This window comes from Pseudomonas sp. FG29, assembly GCF_057809355.1.
Window position 1 is genome coordinate 15,538 of the sequence record NZ_JBMDJU010000013.1, and the last position, 14,021, is coordinate 29,558.

The 14,021-nt window shown below is 64.4% G+C and carries 13 protein-coding genes; 8 read left to right on the plus strand and 5 right to left on the minus strand.

The features are described from left to right. Nucleotides 1–9: 9 nt before the first annotated feature. Nucleotides 10–462: a Cd(II)/Pb(II)-responsive transcriptional regulator gene (gene cadR, locus ACODS1_RS14605; RefSeq protein ID WP_489086221.1), complete on the minus strand. Its 453-nt coding sequence runs from the start codon at nt 460–462 to the stop codon at nt 10–12. A 78-nt stretch (nt 463–540) separates the two neighbouring features. Here cadR and ACODS1_RS14610 point away from each other — a divergent pair, with 78 nt between their 5' ends. Then, nucleotides 541–2,760, plus strand: a complete 2,220-nt coding sequence (locus ACODS1_RS14610; RefSeq protein WP_489086222.1) for a heavy metal translocating P-type ATPase — start codon at nt 541–543, stop codon at nt 2,758–2,760. A 73-nt stretch (nt 2,761–2,833) separates the two neighbouring features. Here the strand turns inward: ACODS1_RS14610 and rpiA are convergent, their stop codons facing one another. Further along, nucleotides 2,834–3,505 (minus strand): ribose-5-phosphate isomerase RpiA, encoded by a 672-nt coding sequence (gene rpiA, locus ACODS1_RS14615; protein WP_489086223.1) that lies wholly within the window; start codon nt 3,503–3,505, stop codon nt 2,834–2,836. 158 nt (nt 3,506–3,663) lie between these two features. On the opposite strand from rpiA, the gene ilvA reads away from it, so the two are divergent. Together ilvA and ACODS1_RS14625 are read left to right on the plus strand one after the other, a co-directional pair. Next, the gene (gene ilvA / locus ACODS1_RS14620; protein WP_489086224.1) at nt 3,664–5,178 is read left to right on the plus strand and encodes a threonine ammonia-lyase, biosynthetic; all 1,515 of its coding nucleotides are present in this window, start codon (nt 3,664–3,666) and stop codon (nt 5,176–5,178) included. An 81-nt stretch (nt 5,179–5,259) separates the two neighbouring features. Then, nucleotides 5,260–5,700, plus strand: coding sequence for a DUF2269 domain-containing protein (locus ACODS1_RS14625; protein WP_489086225.1), 441 nt, complete (start codon nt 5,260–5,262; stop codon nt 5,698–5,700). Here the strand turns inward: ACODS1_RS14625 and ACODS1_RS14630 are convergent, their stop codons facing one another. Both ACODS1_RS14630 and ACODS1_RS14635 read right to left on the minus strand, forming a co-directional pair. After that, nucleotides 5,701–6,927 (minus strand): MFS transporter, encoded by a 1,227-nt coding sequence (locus ACODS1_RS14630; RefSeq protein ID WP_489086226.1) that lies wholly within the window; start codon nt 6,925–6,927, stop codon nt 5,701–5,703. It abuts the gene before it with no gap. Between the two features lie 52 nt (nt 6,928–6,979). Further along, nucleotides 6,980–7,636: a histidinol-phosphatase gene (locus ACODS1_RS14635; protein ID WP_489086227.1), complete on the minus strand. Its 657-nt coding sequence runs from the start codon at nt 7,634–7,636 to the stop codon at nt 6,980–6,982. 144 nt (nt 7,637–7,780) lie between these two features. Between ACODS1_RS14635 and ACODS1_RS14640 the strand changes: the two genes are divergently transcribed. Beyond that, a complete protein-coding gene (locus ACODS1_RS14640; protein ID WP_322978930.1) occupies nt 7,781–8,260 on the plus strand; it encodes an RNA pyrophosphohydrolase in 480 nt (159 codons plus the stop codon). A 20-nt stretch (nt 8,261–8,280) separates the two neighbouring features. Beyond that, on the plus strand, nt 8,281–10,560 hold the full coding sequence (gene ptsP, locus ACODS1_RS14645) for a phosphoenolpyruvate--protein phosphotransferase (protein WP_489086228.1): 2,280 nt from the start codon (nt 8,281–8,283) through the stop codon (nt 10,558–10,560). Nucleotides 10,561–10,734: 174 nt separating this feature from the next. On the opposite strand, the gene ACODS1_RS14650 is transcribed toward ptsP, so the two are convergent. Next, nucleotides 10,735–11,478, minus strand: coding sequence for an NRDE family protein (locus ACODS1_RS14650; RefSeq protein WP_489086229.1), 744 nt, complete (start codon nt 11,476–11,478; stop codon nt 10,735–10,737). Nucleotides 11,479–11,606: 128 nt separating this feature from the next. Between ACODS1_RS14650 and ACODS1_RS14655 the strand changes: the two genes are divergently transcribed. Genes ACODS1_RS14655 through ACODS1_RS14665 form a run of 3 tightly spaced genes read left to right on the plus strand, consistent with a single transcriptional unit; the run spans nt 11,607 to nt 13,994 of the window. Further along, nucleotides 11,607–12,389: a sulfite exporter TauE/SafE family protein gene (locus ACODS1_RS14655; RefSeq protein ID WP_489086230.1), complete on the plus strand. Its 783-nt coding sequence runs from the start codon at nt 11,607–11,609 to the stop codon at nt 12,387–12,389. A 10-nt stretch (nt 12,390–12,399) separates the two neighbouring features. Continuing rightward, nucleotides 12,400–13,200 (plus strand): prolipoprotein diacylglyceryl transferase, encoded by an 801-nt coding sequence (gene lgt / locus ACODS1_RS14660; RefSeq protein WP_489086231.1) that lies wholly within the window; start codon nt 12,400–12,402, stop codon nt 13,198–13,200. Beyond that, complete coding sequence (locus tag ACODS1_RS14665) at nt 13,200–13,994, plus strand: thymidylate synthase (protein WP_489086232.1); 795 nt, start codon at nt 13,200–13,202, stop codon at nt 13,992–13,994. Before lgt ends, ACODS1_RS14665 begins: the two co-directional genes overlap by 1 nt. Nucleotides 13,995–14,021 lie beyond the last annotated feature (27 nt).

Consider the following 14,021-nt stretch of genomic DNA (forward strand, 5'->3'; position numbering starts at 1 on the left):
TGGTTCTGCTCAGTGCGAATGACTCTTGCCGACATGGGTATGACCATCATCGGGTAAGGGCTGCACACCACCGCTGACGTTGAGCTGACGCAGGATGCCGCAGTCCTCCGCCTCCTGCGGGCCGTTGCAGCGATCACGCAATTCGCTGAGCTGATTGCGCAGGGCCAGCAGGCTGTCGATGCGCGCCTGTACGTGCTCGATGTGCTCATCCACCAGACTGTTGATGCCGGCGCAGCTCTCATGGGGCAGGTCGCGCAGAGCCAACAGGCGCTGGATCTCTTCCAGGGTCATGTCCAGGGTGCGGCAGTTGCGGATGAACACCAGGCGCTCCAGATGCTCGGGGCCATAAAGGCGGTAGTTGCCTTCGCTGCGTGCGGGTGCCGGGAGCAGGCCTTCTCGCTCGTAATAACGCACCGTCTCGACCTGGCAGCCGGCCTTCTTCGCCAATTCTCCGATTTTCATGGAATCCCCTCCGATTGCTTGACCCTATAGTGACTACAGGGTGTGTACTCGGCAACAGACACCTGACGGAGAGTTGCCATGAGCCACTGCTGCGACCATTCGCACGAGCAGTCCCCCGCGCGCCACGATCACACCCATGAGCATGCCGAGCATGATCACGGCACCTATGTGTCATCGGTCGATGAGCCGCTCAATGGCGCGGTGAACACCCGTATCCGCATCGAACAGATGGACTGCCCGACGGAAGAGCGCCTGATTCGCGATGCCCTGGGCCGCTTACCTGGCGTGGCAGGCCTGCAGTTCAATCTGCTGCAGCGTGTGCTCACCGTCAGTCACGATCAGGGTGCACTGGATCAGGTGCTGCCCGCCATTCGCGGCCTCGGCTTTACCCCGCAGGTCGAAGAGGCGGGCCGCACGCAGCAGCCGGTTGCCGCTCCAGAGCAGAAGTCCTGGTGGCCGCTGGCGCTGGCTAGCCTGATGGCGACGGCTGCGGAGGGGGTGCACTTCGTCTCGCTGGGCCCAGAGTGGCTGGTGGCGTTGCTGGCCCTTGCCGCCATCGGTCTGTGCGGGCTGAATACCTACAAGAAGGGCTGGATCGCCCTGAAGAACCGCAACCTCAACATCAATGCGCTGATGAGCATTGCCGTGACCGGCGCGCTGCTGATCGGCCAATGGCCCGAGGCGGCGATGGTGATGGTGCTGTTCACCCTCGCTGAGTTGATCGAGGCACGCTCACTGGATCGGGCGCGCAATGCCATTCGTGGGCTGATGGATCTGGCGCCGCCGCGTGCCACGGTGCGGCAGGCTGACGGCAGCTGGCAGGAGATCGATGTACAGGCCATCGATCTCGATGCCGTGGTGCGGGTACGGCCGGGTGAGCGCATCAGCCTCGACGGTGAGGTTGTCAGCGGTTCTTCGACCGTCAACCAAGCGCCCATCACCGGGGAAAGCCTGCCGGTGGAAAAGCGCGTGGGTGATCCGGTCTTTGCCGGCACCATCAACGAGGTGGGCTCGCTGGAGTTCCGCGTCACGGCGGCGGCGCACGACACCACGCTGGCGCGCATCATCCATGCGGTGGAAGAAGCGCAGGGCTCGCGCGCGCCGACCCAACGCTTCGTCGACCAGTTCTCGCGCCTCTACACCCCGGCAGTGTTCGCTTTCGCCCTGGCTGTAGCGGTGCTGCCGCCGCTGGTCATGGGCGGTGCCTGGTTCGACTGGGTCTACCGCGCCCTGGTGCTGTTGGTGGTGGCCTGCCCCTGCGCGCTGGTGATCTCTACGCCGGTGACCATCGTCAGCGGCCTGGCGGCGGCGGCGCGCAAGGGCATTTTGATCAAGGGCGGCGTCTATCTGGAGAATGGCCGGCACCTGGCGCTGCTGGCGCTGGACAAGACCGGCACCCTGACCCACGGCAAGCCGGTGCAGACCGACAGCCTTCACCTGCTGGAAACGCCTGAGCCCGTGCATGCCATCTGGGCGGCAAGCCTGGCCGCGCGCTCCGACCATCCGGTTTCCCGGGCGCTGGCTCTGCATGCCCAGGAGCAGGGGCAGGCGCCGCTTGAGGTCGAGGATTTCGAGGCATTGCCGGGGCGCGGCAGCAAGGGGCGGATCGCCGGCAGGCTGCTTCATATCGGCAACCATCGCCTGGTCGAAGACCTCGGGCTTTGCTCGGCGCAACTGGAACAGCGCCTGGAGGCGCTGGAGCGCGAGGGCAAGACGGTGGTGGTGCTGTGCGACGAGCAGCGTGCGCTGATGCTCTTTGCCGTGGCTGACACGGTGCGCCAGACCAGCCGAGAGGCGATCGGCGAGCTGCACCAAATGGGCGTGCACACCTGCATGCTCACCGGGGACAACGCTCACACCGCGGCTGCCATCGCCGAGCAGGTCGGCGTCGATGAGGCGCGCGGCGACCTGCTGCCGACAGACAAGCTGGCCTGGGTCGAGGCGCGTCAGGCGCAGGGTAAGGTCGTCGGCATGGTCGGTGATGGCATTAACGATGCGCCGGCGTTGGCCAGGGCCGAGATTGGCTTCGCCATGGGCGCTGCGGGCACCGATACCGCCATCGAGACGGCAGATGTCGCGTTGATGGACGACGATCTGCGCAAGATCCCGGCCTTCGTCCGCCTGTCACGGCAGACCCACGCGATCCTGCTGCAGAACATCGTCCTGGCGCTGGGCATCAAGGCGATCTTCCTGGGTATGACCCTGGCAGGCGAGGCGACCATGTGGATGGCGGTGTTCGCCGACATGGGCGTGAGCCTGATGGTGGTGTTCAACGGATTGCGATTGTTGCGCAAGTGAGCACCACCCTGCGTAGCCCGGATGAAATCCGGGAACCTGACGCAATGTTCCCGGATTTCATCCGGGCTACGGTTTAGCGCTTGAGCGTTTTCACGCCTTCGGCAGTGCCGAGCAGCAGCAGATCGGCCGGGCGGGCGGCGAACAGGCCGTTGGTGACCACGCCGACGATGGCGTTGATATCTGCTTCCAGCTTCACCGGGTCGGTGATCGACATGTTGTGCACGTCGAGGATGATGTTGCCGTTGTCGGTCAGCACGCCTTCGCGGTACACCGGATCACCGCCCAGTTTCACCAGCTCGCGGGCGACATGGCTGCGTGCCATCGGAATCACTTCCACCGGCAGCGGGAATTCGCCCAGCACCGGCACCAGTTTGCTGGCGTCGGCAATGCAGATGAAGGTCTTGGCCACGGCGGCAACGATCTTCTCGCGGGTCAGCGCAGCGCCGCCGCCTTTGATCAGGTTCAGGTGCTCGTCGCTCTCGTCGGCGCCGTCGACGTAGAACTCCAGATCACTGACGGCGTTGAGGTCGTAAACCGGGATGCCATGGCCTTTCAGGCGCGCGGCAGTGGCTTCGGAACTGGCCACGGCACCGTCGAACTCCATCTTGTGCTGGGCCAGCGCGTCGATGAAGAAGTTGGCGGTGGAGCCGGTGCCGACACCGACGATGCTCTTGCTGTCGAGGCGCGGGAGAATGTGGTCGACGGCGGCCTGGGCCACAGCCTGTTTCAGCTGATCCTGGTTCATCGCGGGGGAATGCCTGGAAAGATGGGGAACGAGGCGCGAATTATAGCCGCAAGTGCTGGGCTGACGGGGCAAAACCCGTGCGTTTCGTATGGTCGCCTGGCGCGGCGCTGCGGTAGACTCGGCAGTCCCCTCCAAGCCCGAACGCCTGCGAAATCGCCATGCTCGAACAGTACGTGAAGAAGATCCTCACCTCGCGCGTCTACGACGTCGCGGTGGAAACCCCGCTGCAACCCGCCCGTCAGCTCAGCGAGCGACTGGGCAGCCAGATTCTGCTCAAGCGCGAGGATCTGCAGCCGGTGTACTCGTTCAAGATTCGCGGCGCCTACAACAAGCTGGCACAGCTGTCCGCCGAAGATCTGGCGCGCGGCGTGGTCACCGCCTCGGCTGGCAACCATGCGCAGGGCCTGGCCCTGGCCGCCAAGCACATGGGGGTGAAGGCGACCATCGTCATGCCGCGCACCACCCCGGAGCTGAAGGTGCAGGGTGTGCGTTCGCGCGGTGGCAAGGTGGTGCTGCACGGCGATGCCTTCCCTGAAGCGCTGGCGCATTCGCTGAAACTGGTGGAAGAGAAGGGCTACACCTATATCCATCCGTACGACGATCCGCTGGTGATCGCCGGTCAGGGCACTGTGGCCATGGAGGTGCTGCGTCAGCATCAGGGGCGCATCGACGCCATCTTCGTGCCGGTCGGTGGCGGCGGCCTGATCTCCGGTATCGCGGCGTACGTGAAGTACCTGCGCCCCGAGATCAAGGTGATCGGCGTCGAGCCGGACGACTCCAACTGCCTGCAGCAGGCGATGGCAGCGGGCGAGCGCGTGGTGTTGCCGACCGTCGGATTGTTCGCCGATGGCGTGGCGGTGGCGCAGATCGGCCAGCACACCTTTGACATCTGCAAGCACCACGTCGACGAGGTGATCACCGTCAGCACCGATGAAATCTGTGCGGCGATCAAGGACATCTACGATGACACCCGCTCGATCACCGAGCCGGCCGGCGCCCTGGCCGTGGCCGGGATCAAGAAGTACGTCGAGCGCGAGGGCGCCAAGGGCGAGGTGCTGGTGGGCATCGACTCCGGCGCCAACGTCAATTTCGACCGCCTGCGCCATGTCGCCGAGCGCGCCGAGCTGGGCGAGAAGCGCGAGGCCATCATCGCTGTGACCATCCCCGAGCAGCCCGGCAGCTTCAAGACCTTCTGCGAGGCGCTGGGCAAGCGCCAGATCACCGAATTCAACTACCGCTATCACACGGGGCGTGAAGCGCACATCTTCGTCGGCGTGCAGACGCACCCGGAGAACGATCCGCGTGCCGCGCTGGTCGAGGGGCTGCGCGCGCAAGGCTTCCCGGTGCTGGATCTGACCGAGAACGAACTGGCCAAGCTGCACATCCGTCACATGGTCGGTGGCCATGCGGCGGGCGTCGGCGACGAAATGGTGCTGCGCTTCGAGTTCCCCGAGCGGCCGGGCGCGCTGTTCAACTTCCTGCAGAAGCTGGGCGGGCGCTGGAACATCTCGATGTTCCACTACCGCAACCACGGCGCTGCCGATGGCCGTGTGCTGGCCGCGCTGCAGGTGCCGGAAGACGAACGCCATCTGGTGCCGGAGGCGCTGGACGCCATCGGATATCCCTACTGGGACGAGAGCGAGAATCCGGCTTATCGCCTGTTTCTGGGCTGATACGTTCGAACCGTAGGGCGGGTACAACCCGCCAGAGCTCGTTGGCGGGTTGCACCCGCCCTACCTAAAAAGGAAGCCTCGATGGAACACTACCTGCTGGTTCGTATTCTCCACAGCGCCCCAGGCGTGTTGTTGCTGCTGGGCCTGATCGCCCACGGTTTCATGCTGTTCAAGGCGCAGCGCGGTGGTGATGCGGCCGTGCTGGCGCGCAAACTGCGTGTGACCCTGCTGTTCAGCTTACCGGCATTCGCCGTGCTGGCACTGAGCCTGCCGATTACCGGCTACTGGCTGGTCAATACCGCCGGCTGGCCGCTGGGGCAGACCTGGCTGCTGCTGGGTAGCATTCTGTATGGCGTGATGATGTTGCTCGGCCTGCTGCTGGCTGGTCGTCTGGCTGTTTGGCGTGCGCTGGGCGATACGCCGGCGCCGACAGCGCTCAAGCGTCTGTGCCTGATCTATGCCGGGCTCATTCTGGTCTTGCTGATCGCCATCATGGCGCTGATGGGTGCCAAGCCGGTCTGATCAGGCGTGCATGGGCCTGGCCGGGCGTAGCCAGGTGAAGGCCAGTAACAGGTAGATCAACGAACCGCCCCAGTACAGCCAGGCGAAGCCGTTGTTCAGGCCTATCAACAGGTAGGCGAACAGGGGGCCAAGCGCGGCGCCGAGATCCTGGGCTACCGAGTAGCGCGTCATGAAGGCGACCACATTACCGGTGCTGGCGACGTCGCTGGCAAGCGCGTCCGATAGTGTGGTCAGCCCGGTCGCCAGTAGCATCATCAGTACGCTTACCGCAATCCAGGCGATCAGTGGCAGGCCGCTGGCCATCAGGCCAAAGCTCGCCGCAGCCCCCATCAGCGCCCATCCGTAGAGTCGCGAGCGACCTGCCGGGCGATCAGACCAGGCGCCAACGCGTTTACCCAGCCAGGGCTCCCATGACCAGCGCAGCGCTTGCAGGATGCCGGACAAGGCAGTGGCGCCGAGCAACAGGCCGAATACGTCGAGTTCGCTGCCGTAGAAATGAGCGATCAGCGCGCTCAGCGTTGCGGCCAACACACCCTGAATCAGCAAGGCGACGCAAAAGCCGTTGACGAGGATTGCATAGGCTCCGCTGGTCGGCCTTCGTTCATGCGGGACATTGATACCGGATGCAGGTGCGAGCCGCTGTTCGCCATAGCCGGAGGGCAGATGGACGTGGCGGAGCAGCAACGGCAGACCAAGCAGAGCCAGGCCGGTAAAGCTCAAGGCCAGCGCGGGTAATCCATAGATGGGTACCAGTAATCCGCCGAGCAGCATGCCCGCAAGGCTGCCAAGCCGGTAGAGGCCGTTGTAAAGGCCCATTGCCTGGCCGCGCGACTGTCCGTTGGAGCAGTAGACCACCGCCGACAGGCCGCCAATGCGAAACAGCGACCAGCCGATTCCCCATGCGGCGCGTAATAGCAGCCAGGCGATAAAGCCTTTGGCGATACCGTAGCCCAAGGTCGTGGTGGCGCCGATCAAGGTGGCCAACAGCAAGCCGGTTCGCAGGCTGATGCGTTGATAAAGCCAGCCGATCAGCGGGTTGAATGGCAGACGAATCAGCCGGTTCACCGAAAGCAGTACACCGACCTGCCAAAGCGCATCTAGGCCCACTTCCCGCCAATAGACAGGTAGGGCGATATACAACATCGAGTCGCCAGCCAGGCACAGCGCCGTCGCCAGTGCCACGACCACGAGAGGTCGCGAGGCGGCTTGATCGACGGGGCGCGGCATGGCAACTCCTCTGTCGCCTGGGAATGGTTCCTGGCTGGCCGAGAGTGAAGCGTCAGTCGCGCAGCGAAATCACCGGCCAGCCGCGCTCGATGGCCGTGGCACGCAGTACGTCGTCCGGGTCGACCGCCACCGGGTTGGCTACGGCTTCCAGCAGCGGCAGGTCGTTGCGTGAGTCGCTATAGAAGTAGGCGCCTTCCAGGTTGTGCCCCGTTTCGGCCAGCCATTCGTTCAATCGGGTTACCTTGCCGCCCTGGTAGCACGGCGTGCCGGTAATCTGGCCGGTGTAGCGGCCGTCCTGCATGCCACATTCGGTGGCGAGCAGGGTTTCCACGCCGAGGCGTGCGGCGATCGGCGCGGTGATGAAGCGGTTGGTGGCGGTGATGATCACCAGCTTGTCACCCGCAGCGCGGTGCTCGGCCAGCAGTGCCTCGCCCTTGGCCAGGATGATCGGCTCGATCACCTCGGCCATGAACTCGCGGTGCCACTGCGCCAGTTGCGCCATGTCGCTGCGGCCGAGAATGGCCTGGCTGAAGTTCTGGTAGGCCACCACGTCCAGCTTGCCGGCGCAGTAATCGGCATAGAAGGCATCGTTGCGTGCCAGGTACTCGGCGGCGTCGACCAGGCCGCGCTGGCAGACGAATTCGCCCCAGCTGTGGTCGCTGTCGCCAGCCAGCAGGGTGTTGTCGAGGTCGAAAAGGGCCAAGCGCACGGTTCTGTACCTGTTCTTCAAGGGTTTGCGGCGCGCCAGAATAGCCGCTTTGGCGGGGCTTTCAAACTGTGCCTAAACCCGCGTTGCTGCTGGCGTCGGCTTTGTGGAACAATGCCGGAACTTGCGTCTATGAGGTTGCTTGCCGTGATTGATTCCGATGGTTTCCGCCCCAATGTCGGCATCATCCTGACCAACGATGTCGGCCAGGTGCTCTGGGCCCGCCGTATCAACCAGGACGCCTGGCAGTTTCCGCAGGGTGGCATCAATGATCGCGAGTCACCCGAAGAGGCCTTGTACCGCGAACTCAATGAAGAAGTCGGGCTGGAAGAGCAGGATGTGAAAATCCTTGCCTGCACCCGTGGCTGGTTGCGTTATCGTCTGCCTCAGCGTCTGGTGCGCACCCACAGTCAACCGTTGTGCATCGGGCAGAAGCAGAAGTGGTTCCTGCTGCGCCTGACCGGCGCCGAAGACCGCGTGCGTATGGATCTGACCGGCAAGCCGGAATTCGACGGCTGGCGTTGGGTCAGTTACTGGTACCCGCTGGGCCAGGTGGTCACCTTCAAGCGCGAAGTCTACCGCCGGGCCCTCAAGGAACTTGCACCGCGCCTTAGTGTGCGCGACTGATTACGGGATTTTGACCGAGCATGCTCAACACGCTGCGCAAGATCGTCCAGGAAGTGAACGCCGCCAAGGATCTCAAGGCGGCGTTGTCGATCATCGTGCAGCGCGTCAAGGAGGCCATGGGCAGCCAGGTCTGCTCGGTCTATCTGCTCGACCCGGAAACCAACCGCTTCGTGCTGATGGCCACCGATGGCCTCAACAAGCGCTCCATCGGCAAGGTCAGCATGGCTCCCAGCGAAGGTCTGGTCGGCCTGGTCGGTAGCCGCGAAGAACCGCTGAACCTCGAAGACGCCGCCAGTCACCCGCGCTATCGCTACTTCGCCGAAACCGGCGAGGAGCGCTACGCCTCTTTCCTCGGTGCACCGATCATCCACCACCGCCGTGTGATGGGCGTACTGGTGGTGCAGCAAAAGGAGCGCCGCCAGTTCGACGAGGGCGAAGAAGCCTTCCTGGTCACCATGAGCGCGCAGCTTGCCGGCGTTATCGCCCATGCTGAGGCGACTGGCTCGATTCGCGGCTTGGGGCGCCAGGGCAAAGGCGTGCAGGAGGCCAAGTTCGTCGGCGTGCCGGGTGCGCCGGGGGCAGCGGTGGGTACCGCTGTCGTGGTGCTGCCGCCGGCCGATCTGAATGTAGTGCCAGACCGTAGTGTCGATGACATCGCCGCCGAGCTGGAACTGTTCGACAAGGCGCTGGGTTGGGTGCGCGAGGACATGCAGGAGCTGTCCGAGAAACTCGCCACGCAACTGCGCAAGGAAGAGCGCGCGCTGTTCGACGTCTACCTGATGATGCTCGACGACGCGGCTCTGGGTAACGAGGTGCGCAAGGTCATCCGCACCGGCCAGTGGGCTCAGGGCGCGCTGCGCCAGGTGGTGCTGGATCACGTGGCGCGCTTCGAGCTGATGGACGACGCCTACCTGCGCGAGCGCGCCAGCGATGTGCGTGACCTCGGCCGGCGCCTGCTCGCCTACCTGCAGGAAGAGCGCAAGACTTCGCTGGTCTACCCGGACAACACCATCCTGGTCAGCGAAGAGCTGTCGCCGGCGATGCTCGGCGAAGTGCCGGAAGGCAAACTGGCCGGCCTGATCTCGGTGACCGGCTCGGGCAACTCTCACGTCGCGATCTTCGCCCGCGCCATGGGTATTCCCACAGTGATGGGCGTAGTCGACCTGCCGTACTCGAAGATCGATGGCATCAAGCTGATCGTCGACGGCTACCACGGCGAAGTCTTCACCAACCCCAGCGAGCTGCTGAGCAAGCAGTACGCCGAGGTGGTCGAGGAAGAGCGCCAGCTCACCGAAGGCCTCGACGCCCTGCGGGCGCTGCCGTGCGAGACGCTCGACGGCCACCGCATGCCGCTATGGGTCAACACCGGCCTGCTCGCCGATGTCGCCCGTGCCCAGCAGCGTGGCGCCGAGGGCGTTGGTCTGTACCGCACCGAAGTGCCGTTCATGATCAACGAGCGCTTCCCCAGCGAGAAAGAACAGCTGGCCACCTACCGCGAGCAATTGCAGGCCTTCCATCCGCTGCCAGTGACCATGCGTACCCTGGACATCGGCGGTGACAAGGCGCTGTCCTATTTCCCGATCAAGGAAGACAACCCCTTCCTCGGTTGGCGCGGCATCCGCGTCACCCTGGACCACCCGGAAATCTTCCTGGTGCAGACCCGCGCCATGCTCAAGGCCAGCGAGGGGCTGAACAACCTGCGTATCCTGCTGCCGATGATTTCCGGTACCCAGGAACTGGAAGAAGCCCTGCACCTGATCCACCGCGCCTGGGGCGAGGTGCGTGACGAGGGCACCGACGTGCCGCTGCCGCCGATCGGCATGATGGTCGAGATTCCGGCGGCGGTGTACCAGACCCGTGAACTGGCGCGGCAGGTGGACTTCCTCTCGGTTGGCTCCAACGACCTGACCCAGTATCTGCTGGCGGTCGACCGCAACAATCCGCGTGTGGCCGACCTGTACGACTTCCTCCACCCGGCGGTGCTACAGGCGCTGCAGAAGGTGGTGCATGACGCCCATCTGGAAGGCAAGCCGGTGAGTATCTGTGGCGAGATGGCGGGTGATCCGGCAGCGGCCGTGCTGCTGCTGGCCATGGGCTTCGATTCGCTATCGATGAACGCCACCAACCTGCCCAAGGTGAAATGGCTGCTGCGCCAGATCACCCAGAGTAAGGCCAAGGAACTGCTGGGCCAGGTGATGCGCATGGACAGCCCGCACCTGATCTACAGCACCCTGCACCTGGCGCTGCGCAATCTGGGCCTGGGGCGGGTGATCAACCCGGCCTCGAATATCCAGGCCTGAAGCCTAATTATCTGGGAGCGGGTTCTCGACTGGAGGGCTCAAGCGCAGAGGTTTCATGTAGTAGCGAGCTCTGCTCGCGAATCACGGCTAACGGCAAGAGCTTCGCGAGCAGAGCTCGCTCCTACTTCAAGGCACACTCTGCTGCTGGCCGTTCGACCGAGATCGGGCCTTGGGCTACTTCTGCAAGGCCACCTCGCCCAGAAGGGCGCCATGCGGGCCGAAGCTGCGCTCGATGATGCTCCAACGCCCATCCTGTTCTAGGTTCAGCACCGTGCTGGCACGCGTGCCGTAGTCGGCGCTGGCGATGAAAACGCTCGACAGCAGACGTTCGATGTCCAGGCCGACGCCGGTGTTCGGCAGCAGGTGGTCGTCTGGTCGCGCTGTATCGGCCATCACCCACAGCAACGTTTCGTCATCGGCATCCGGAGCCTCTTGCAGCGACTGGCGTGCGCGCAGCAGCTTGGGCCAGGGCGTATCCAGGTTGGCGTTGCACAGGCCGTAGACACCCGGCTGCAAACGGCGCGCCTGGCCCTCCTGGGAATTGAAGTGCCAGAGCTGGGTCGCATCGCCCAGCAGCAGATTGAAGCCGGCGTAATCGGCGGCACGAGGCATGAGCTGGTCGAGGTAGGCGCCTGGCGCTATCTGGCTCAGCAGGTAGTCGGCAGTCAGTTCACCGCGTGAGCGCGGGCCGACCTTCTGCCGGGGATCGCGGATATTGGTCAGCGCGGCGAAGCGACCTTGCGCGGTCACGCCAAGCCAGGTGCCACCGGCTTCCAGATCGCGTCCGGCGAAGACGTCGGGGGCATCCGACCATTGGCTCAAGGCCGCGCTGGGGCGTGCGTAGAACTCATCACGATTGGCTGCCAGGCGCAGCACGGTTGCGCTTTGCGGCCGCCAGGCGAATACGATCAGGCACATGACAGGTTCTCCCAGGCTGAGTCCCGCAGGCTAGCGAGTGCTCGCCCGCTGGGCAACCAGCACGTCGATTCGGCTGCCGCTGGCGGGGCATTTCCGCTACCATGCCGCTTTGTTTTTCGGGGACGTCGATGGAACTGCTGCTCTACCTGGTGCTGGGCGCGGCGGCTGGTGTGCTGGCCGGGCTGTTCGGCGTGGGTGGCGGGCTGATCATCGTGCCGGTGCTGGTCTTCAGCTTCGCTTCGCAGGGTATGTCGGCAGAGATTCTCACGCATCTGGCCGTGGGCACCTCGCTGGCGACCATCGTCTTCACCTCGATCAATTCCATGCTCGAGCATCACCGCCAGGGTGCGGTGCGCTGGCCGCTGTTTCGCTGGCTGACCCTTGGCATCCTGCTCGGCAGCGTGCTCGGTGCGCTGACGGCGGCAGCCATCCATGGCGAGTGGTTGCAGAAGATCATTGGCGTCTTCGCCCTGCTGGTCGCCGCTCAACTGCTGCTGAACCTGAAACCTCGTGCCAGCCGCGGTGTCCCAGGCAAGCCTGGATTGGCGGTGGCGGGCGGTGTGATCGGCTGGGCCTCGGCGATCTTCGGCATCGGCGGCGGTTCGCTGACCGTGCCCTTTCTGGTCTGGCGCAGCGTGCCGGTGCAGCAGGCGGTGGCGACTTCGTCGGCCTGCGGGCTGCCAATCGCCGTGGCCGGTGCCCTGAGCTTCATCTGGACGGGGTGGGGCAACCCGCTGTTGCCGTCATGGAGTGTCGGTTTCGTCTACCTGCCGGCGCTGTTGGGCATTGCGCTGACCAGTATGTTCTTCGCCCGTTTTGGTGCGCGCCTGGCTCATCGCCTGTCGCCGCTGTTGCTCAAGCGCCTGTTCGCCCTGCTGTTGTTCAGCGTGGGTTTGAGTTTCCTCGTTTAAGGAGTTCCTGATGCTGCCTTATCCGCAGATCGACCCGGTGGCTGTCGCCCTCGGTCCGCTGAAAATCCACTGGTACGGCCTGATGTATCTGGTCGGCATCGGTGGCGCTTGGCTGCTGGCCTCGCGCCGGCTGAACCGCTTCGACCCGACCTGGACCAAGGACAAACTGTCCGACCTGGTGTTCTGGGTGGCCATGGGGGTGATCCTCGGCGGGCGCCTGGGCTACGTGTTGTTCTACGATCTGCCGGCGTACCTCGCCGAACCAGCGAAGATCCTGCGCATCTGGGAGGGCGGCATGTCCTTTCACGGCGGCCTGATCGGTGTGATGCTCGCCACCCTGTGGTTCGGCAAGCGCAACGGCAAGAGCTTCTTCGAGCTGATGGACTTCATCGCGCCGCTGGTGCCGATCGGCCTGGGCGCGGGGCGTATCGGCAACTTCATCAACGCCGAGTTGTGGGGCAAGGCCACTGACGTGTCCTGGGCGATGATCTTCCCCACCGATCCGCAGCAGTTGCCGCGTCACCCGTCGCAGCTCTACCAGTTCGCCCTGGAGGGCGTGGCGTTGTTCGTCATCCTCTGGTTCTACTCGCGCAAGCCGCGCCCGACCATGGCCGTGTCCGGCATGTTCGCCGCCTGCTACGGGGTGTTCCGCTTCATCGTCGAGTTCGTCCGCGTGCCGGATGCCCAGCTCGGCTACCTGGCCTGGGGCTGGCTGACCATGGGGCAGATCCTCTGCGTACCGATGGTGCTCGGCGGCCTCGGTCTGATTGCCTACGCCTACAAGCGCCAGCGCGTGCGGGGAGTCGCCTGATGAAACAGTACCTCGACCTGATGCGCCACGTGCGCGAGCACGGCACCTTCAAGGAAGACCGCACCGGCACCGGCACCTACAGCGTGTTCGGCTACCAGATGCGCTTCGACCTGGCCGACGGCTTCCCCCTCGTCACCACCAAGAAGTGTCACCTGCGCTCGATCATCCACGAGCTGCTGTGGTTCCTCCAAGGTGACACCAACATCAAGTACCTCAAGGACAACGGCGTCAGCATCTGGGACGAGTGGGCCGACGAGAACGGCGACCTCGGTCCGGTGTACGGCTACCAGTGGCGCAGCTGGCCGGCGCCCAACGGCGAGTCCATCGACCAGATCGCCAAGCTGATCGAGATGATCAAAAAGAACCCGGATTCGCGCCGCCTGATCGTCTCAGCCTGGAACCCCGCGCTGGTCGAGCAGATGGCACTGCCGCCGTGTCACGCGCTGTTCCAGTTCTACGTCGCCGACGGCAAGCTGAGCTGCCAGCTGTACCAGCGCTCGGCGGACATCTTCCTCGGTGTGCCCTTCAACATCGCCAGCTATGCGCTGCTGACGTTGATGGTGGCGCAGGTCTGCGACCTGCAGCCGGGCGAGTTCATCTGGACCGGCGGTGACTGCCACCTGTACGCCAACCACATCGAACAAACCGACCTGCAACTGACCCGCCAGCCGCTGCCGCTGCCAACCATGAAGCTCAATCCCGAGGTGAAGGATCTGCTGGCCTTCAAATTCGAGGACTTCGAGCTGGTGGGCTATGAAGCGCACCCGCATATCAAGGCGCCTGTGGCCGTCTGAGATGGCTGTGGGTGGCTCTGGTGGGCT

What these genes read in the sequence shown, in the direction of transcription:
- cadR (WP_489086221.1), bottom strand. Translation starts at nt 462, where the DNA reads ATGAAAATCGGAGAATTGGCGAAGAAGGCCGGCTGCCAGGTCGAGACG.
- ACODS1_RS14610 (WP_489086222.1), top strand. Translation starts at nt 541, where the DNA reads ATGAGCCACTGCTGCGACCATTCGCACGAGCAGTCCCCCGCGCGCCAC.
- rpiA (WP_489086223.1), bottom strand. Translation starts at nt 3,505, where the DNA reads ATGAACCAGGATCAGCTGAAACAGGCTGTGGCCCAGGCCGCCGTCGAC.
- ilvA (WP_489086224.1), top strand. Translation starts at nt 3,664, where the DNA reads ATGCTCGAACAGTACGTGAAGAAGATCCTCACCTCGCGCGTCTACGAC.
- ACODS1_RS14625 (WP_489086225.1), top strand. Translation starts at nt 5,260, where the DNA reads ATGGAACACTACCTGCTGGTTCGTATTCTCCACAGCGCCCCAGGCGTG.
- ACODS1_RS14630 (WP_489086226.1), bottom strand. Translation starts at nt 6,927, where the DNA reads ATGCCGCGCCCCGTCGATCAAGCCGCCTCGCGACCTCTCGTGGTCGTG.
- ptsP (WP_489086228.1), top strand. Translation starts at nt 8,281, where the DNA reads ATGCTCAACACGCTGCGCAAGATCGTCCAGGAAGTGAACGCCGCCAAG.
- ACODS1_RS14650 (WP_489086229.1), bottom strand. Translation starts at nt 11,478, where the DNA reads ATGTGCCTGATCGTATTCGCCTGGCGGCCGCAAAGCGCAACCGTGCTG.
- ACODS1_RS14655 (WP_489086230.1), top strand. Translation starts at nt 11,607, where the DNA reads ATGGAACTGCTGCTCTACCTGGTGCTGGGCGCGGCGGCTGGTGTGCTG.
- lgt (WP_489086231.1), top strand. Translation starts at nt 12,400, where the DNA reads ATGCTGCCTTATCCGCAGATCGACCCGGTGGCTGTCGCCCTCGGTCCG.
- ACODS1_RS14665 (WP_489086232.1), top strand. Translation starts at nt 13,200, where the DNA reads ATGAAACAGTACCTCGACCTGATGCGCCACGTGCGCGAGCACGGCACC.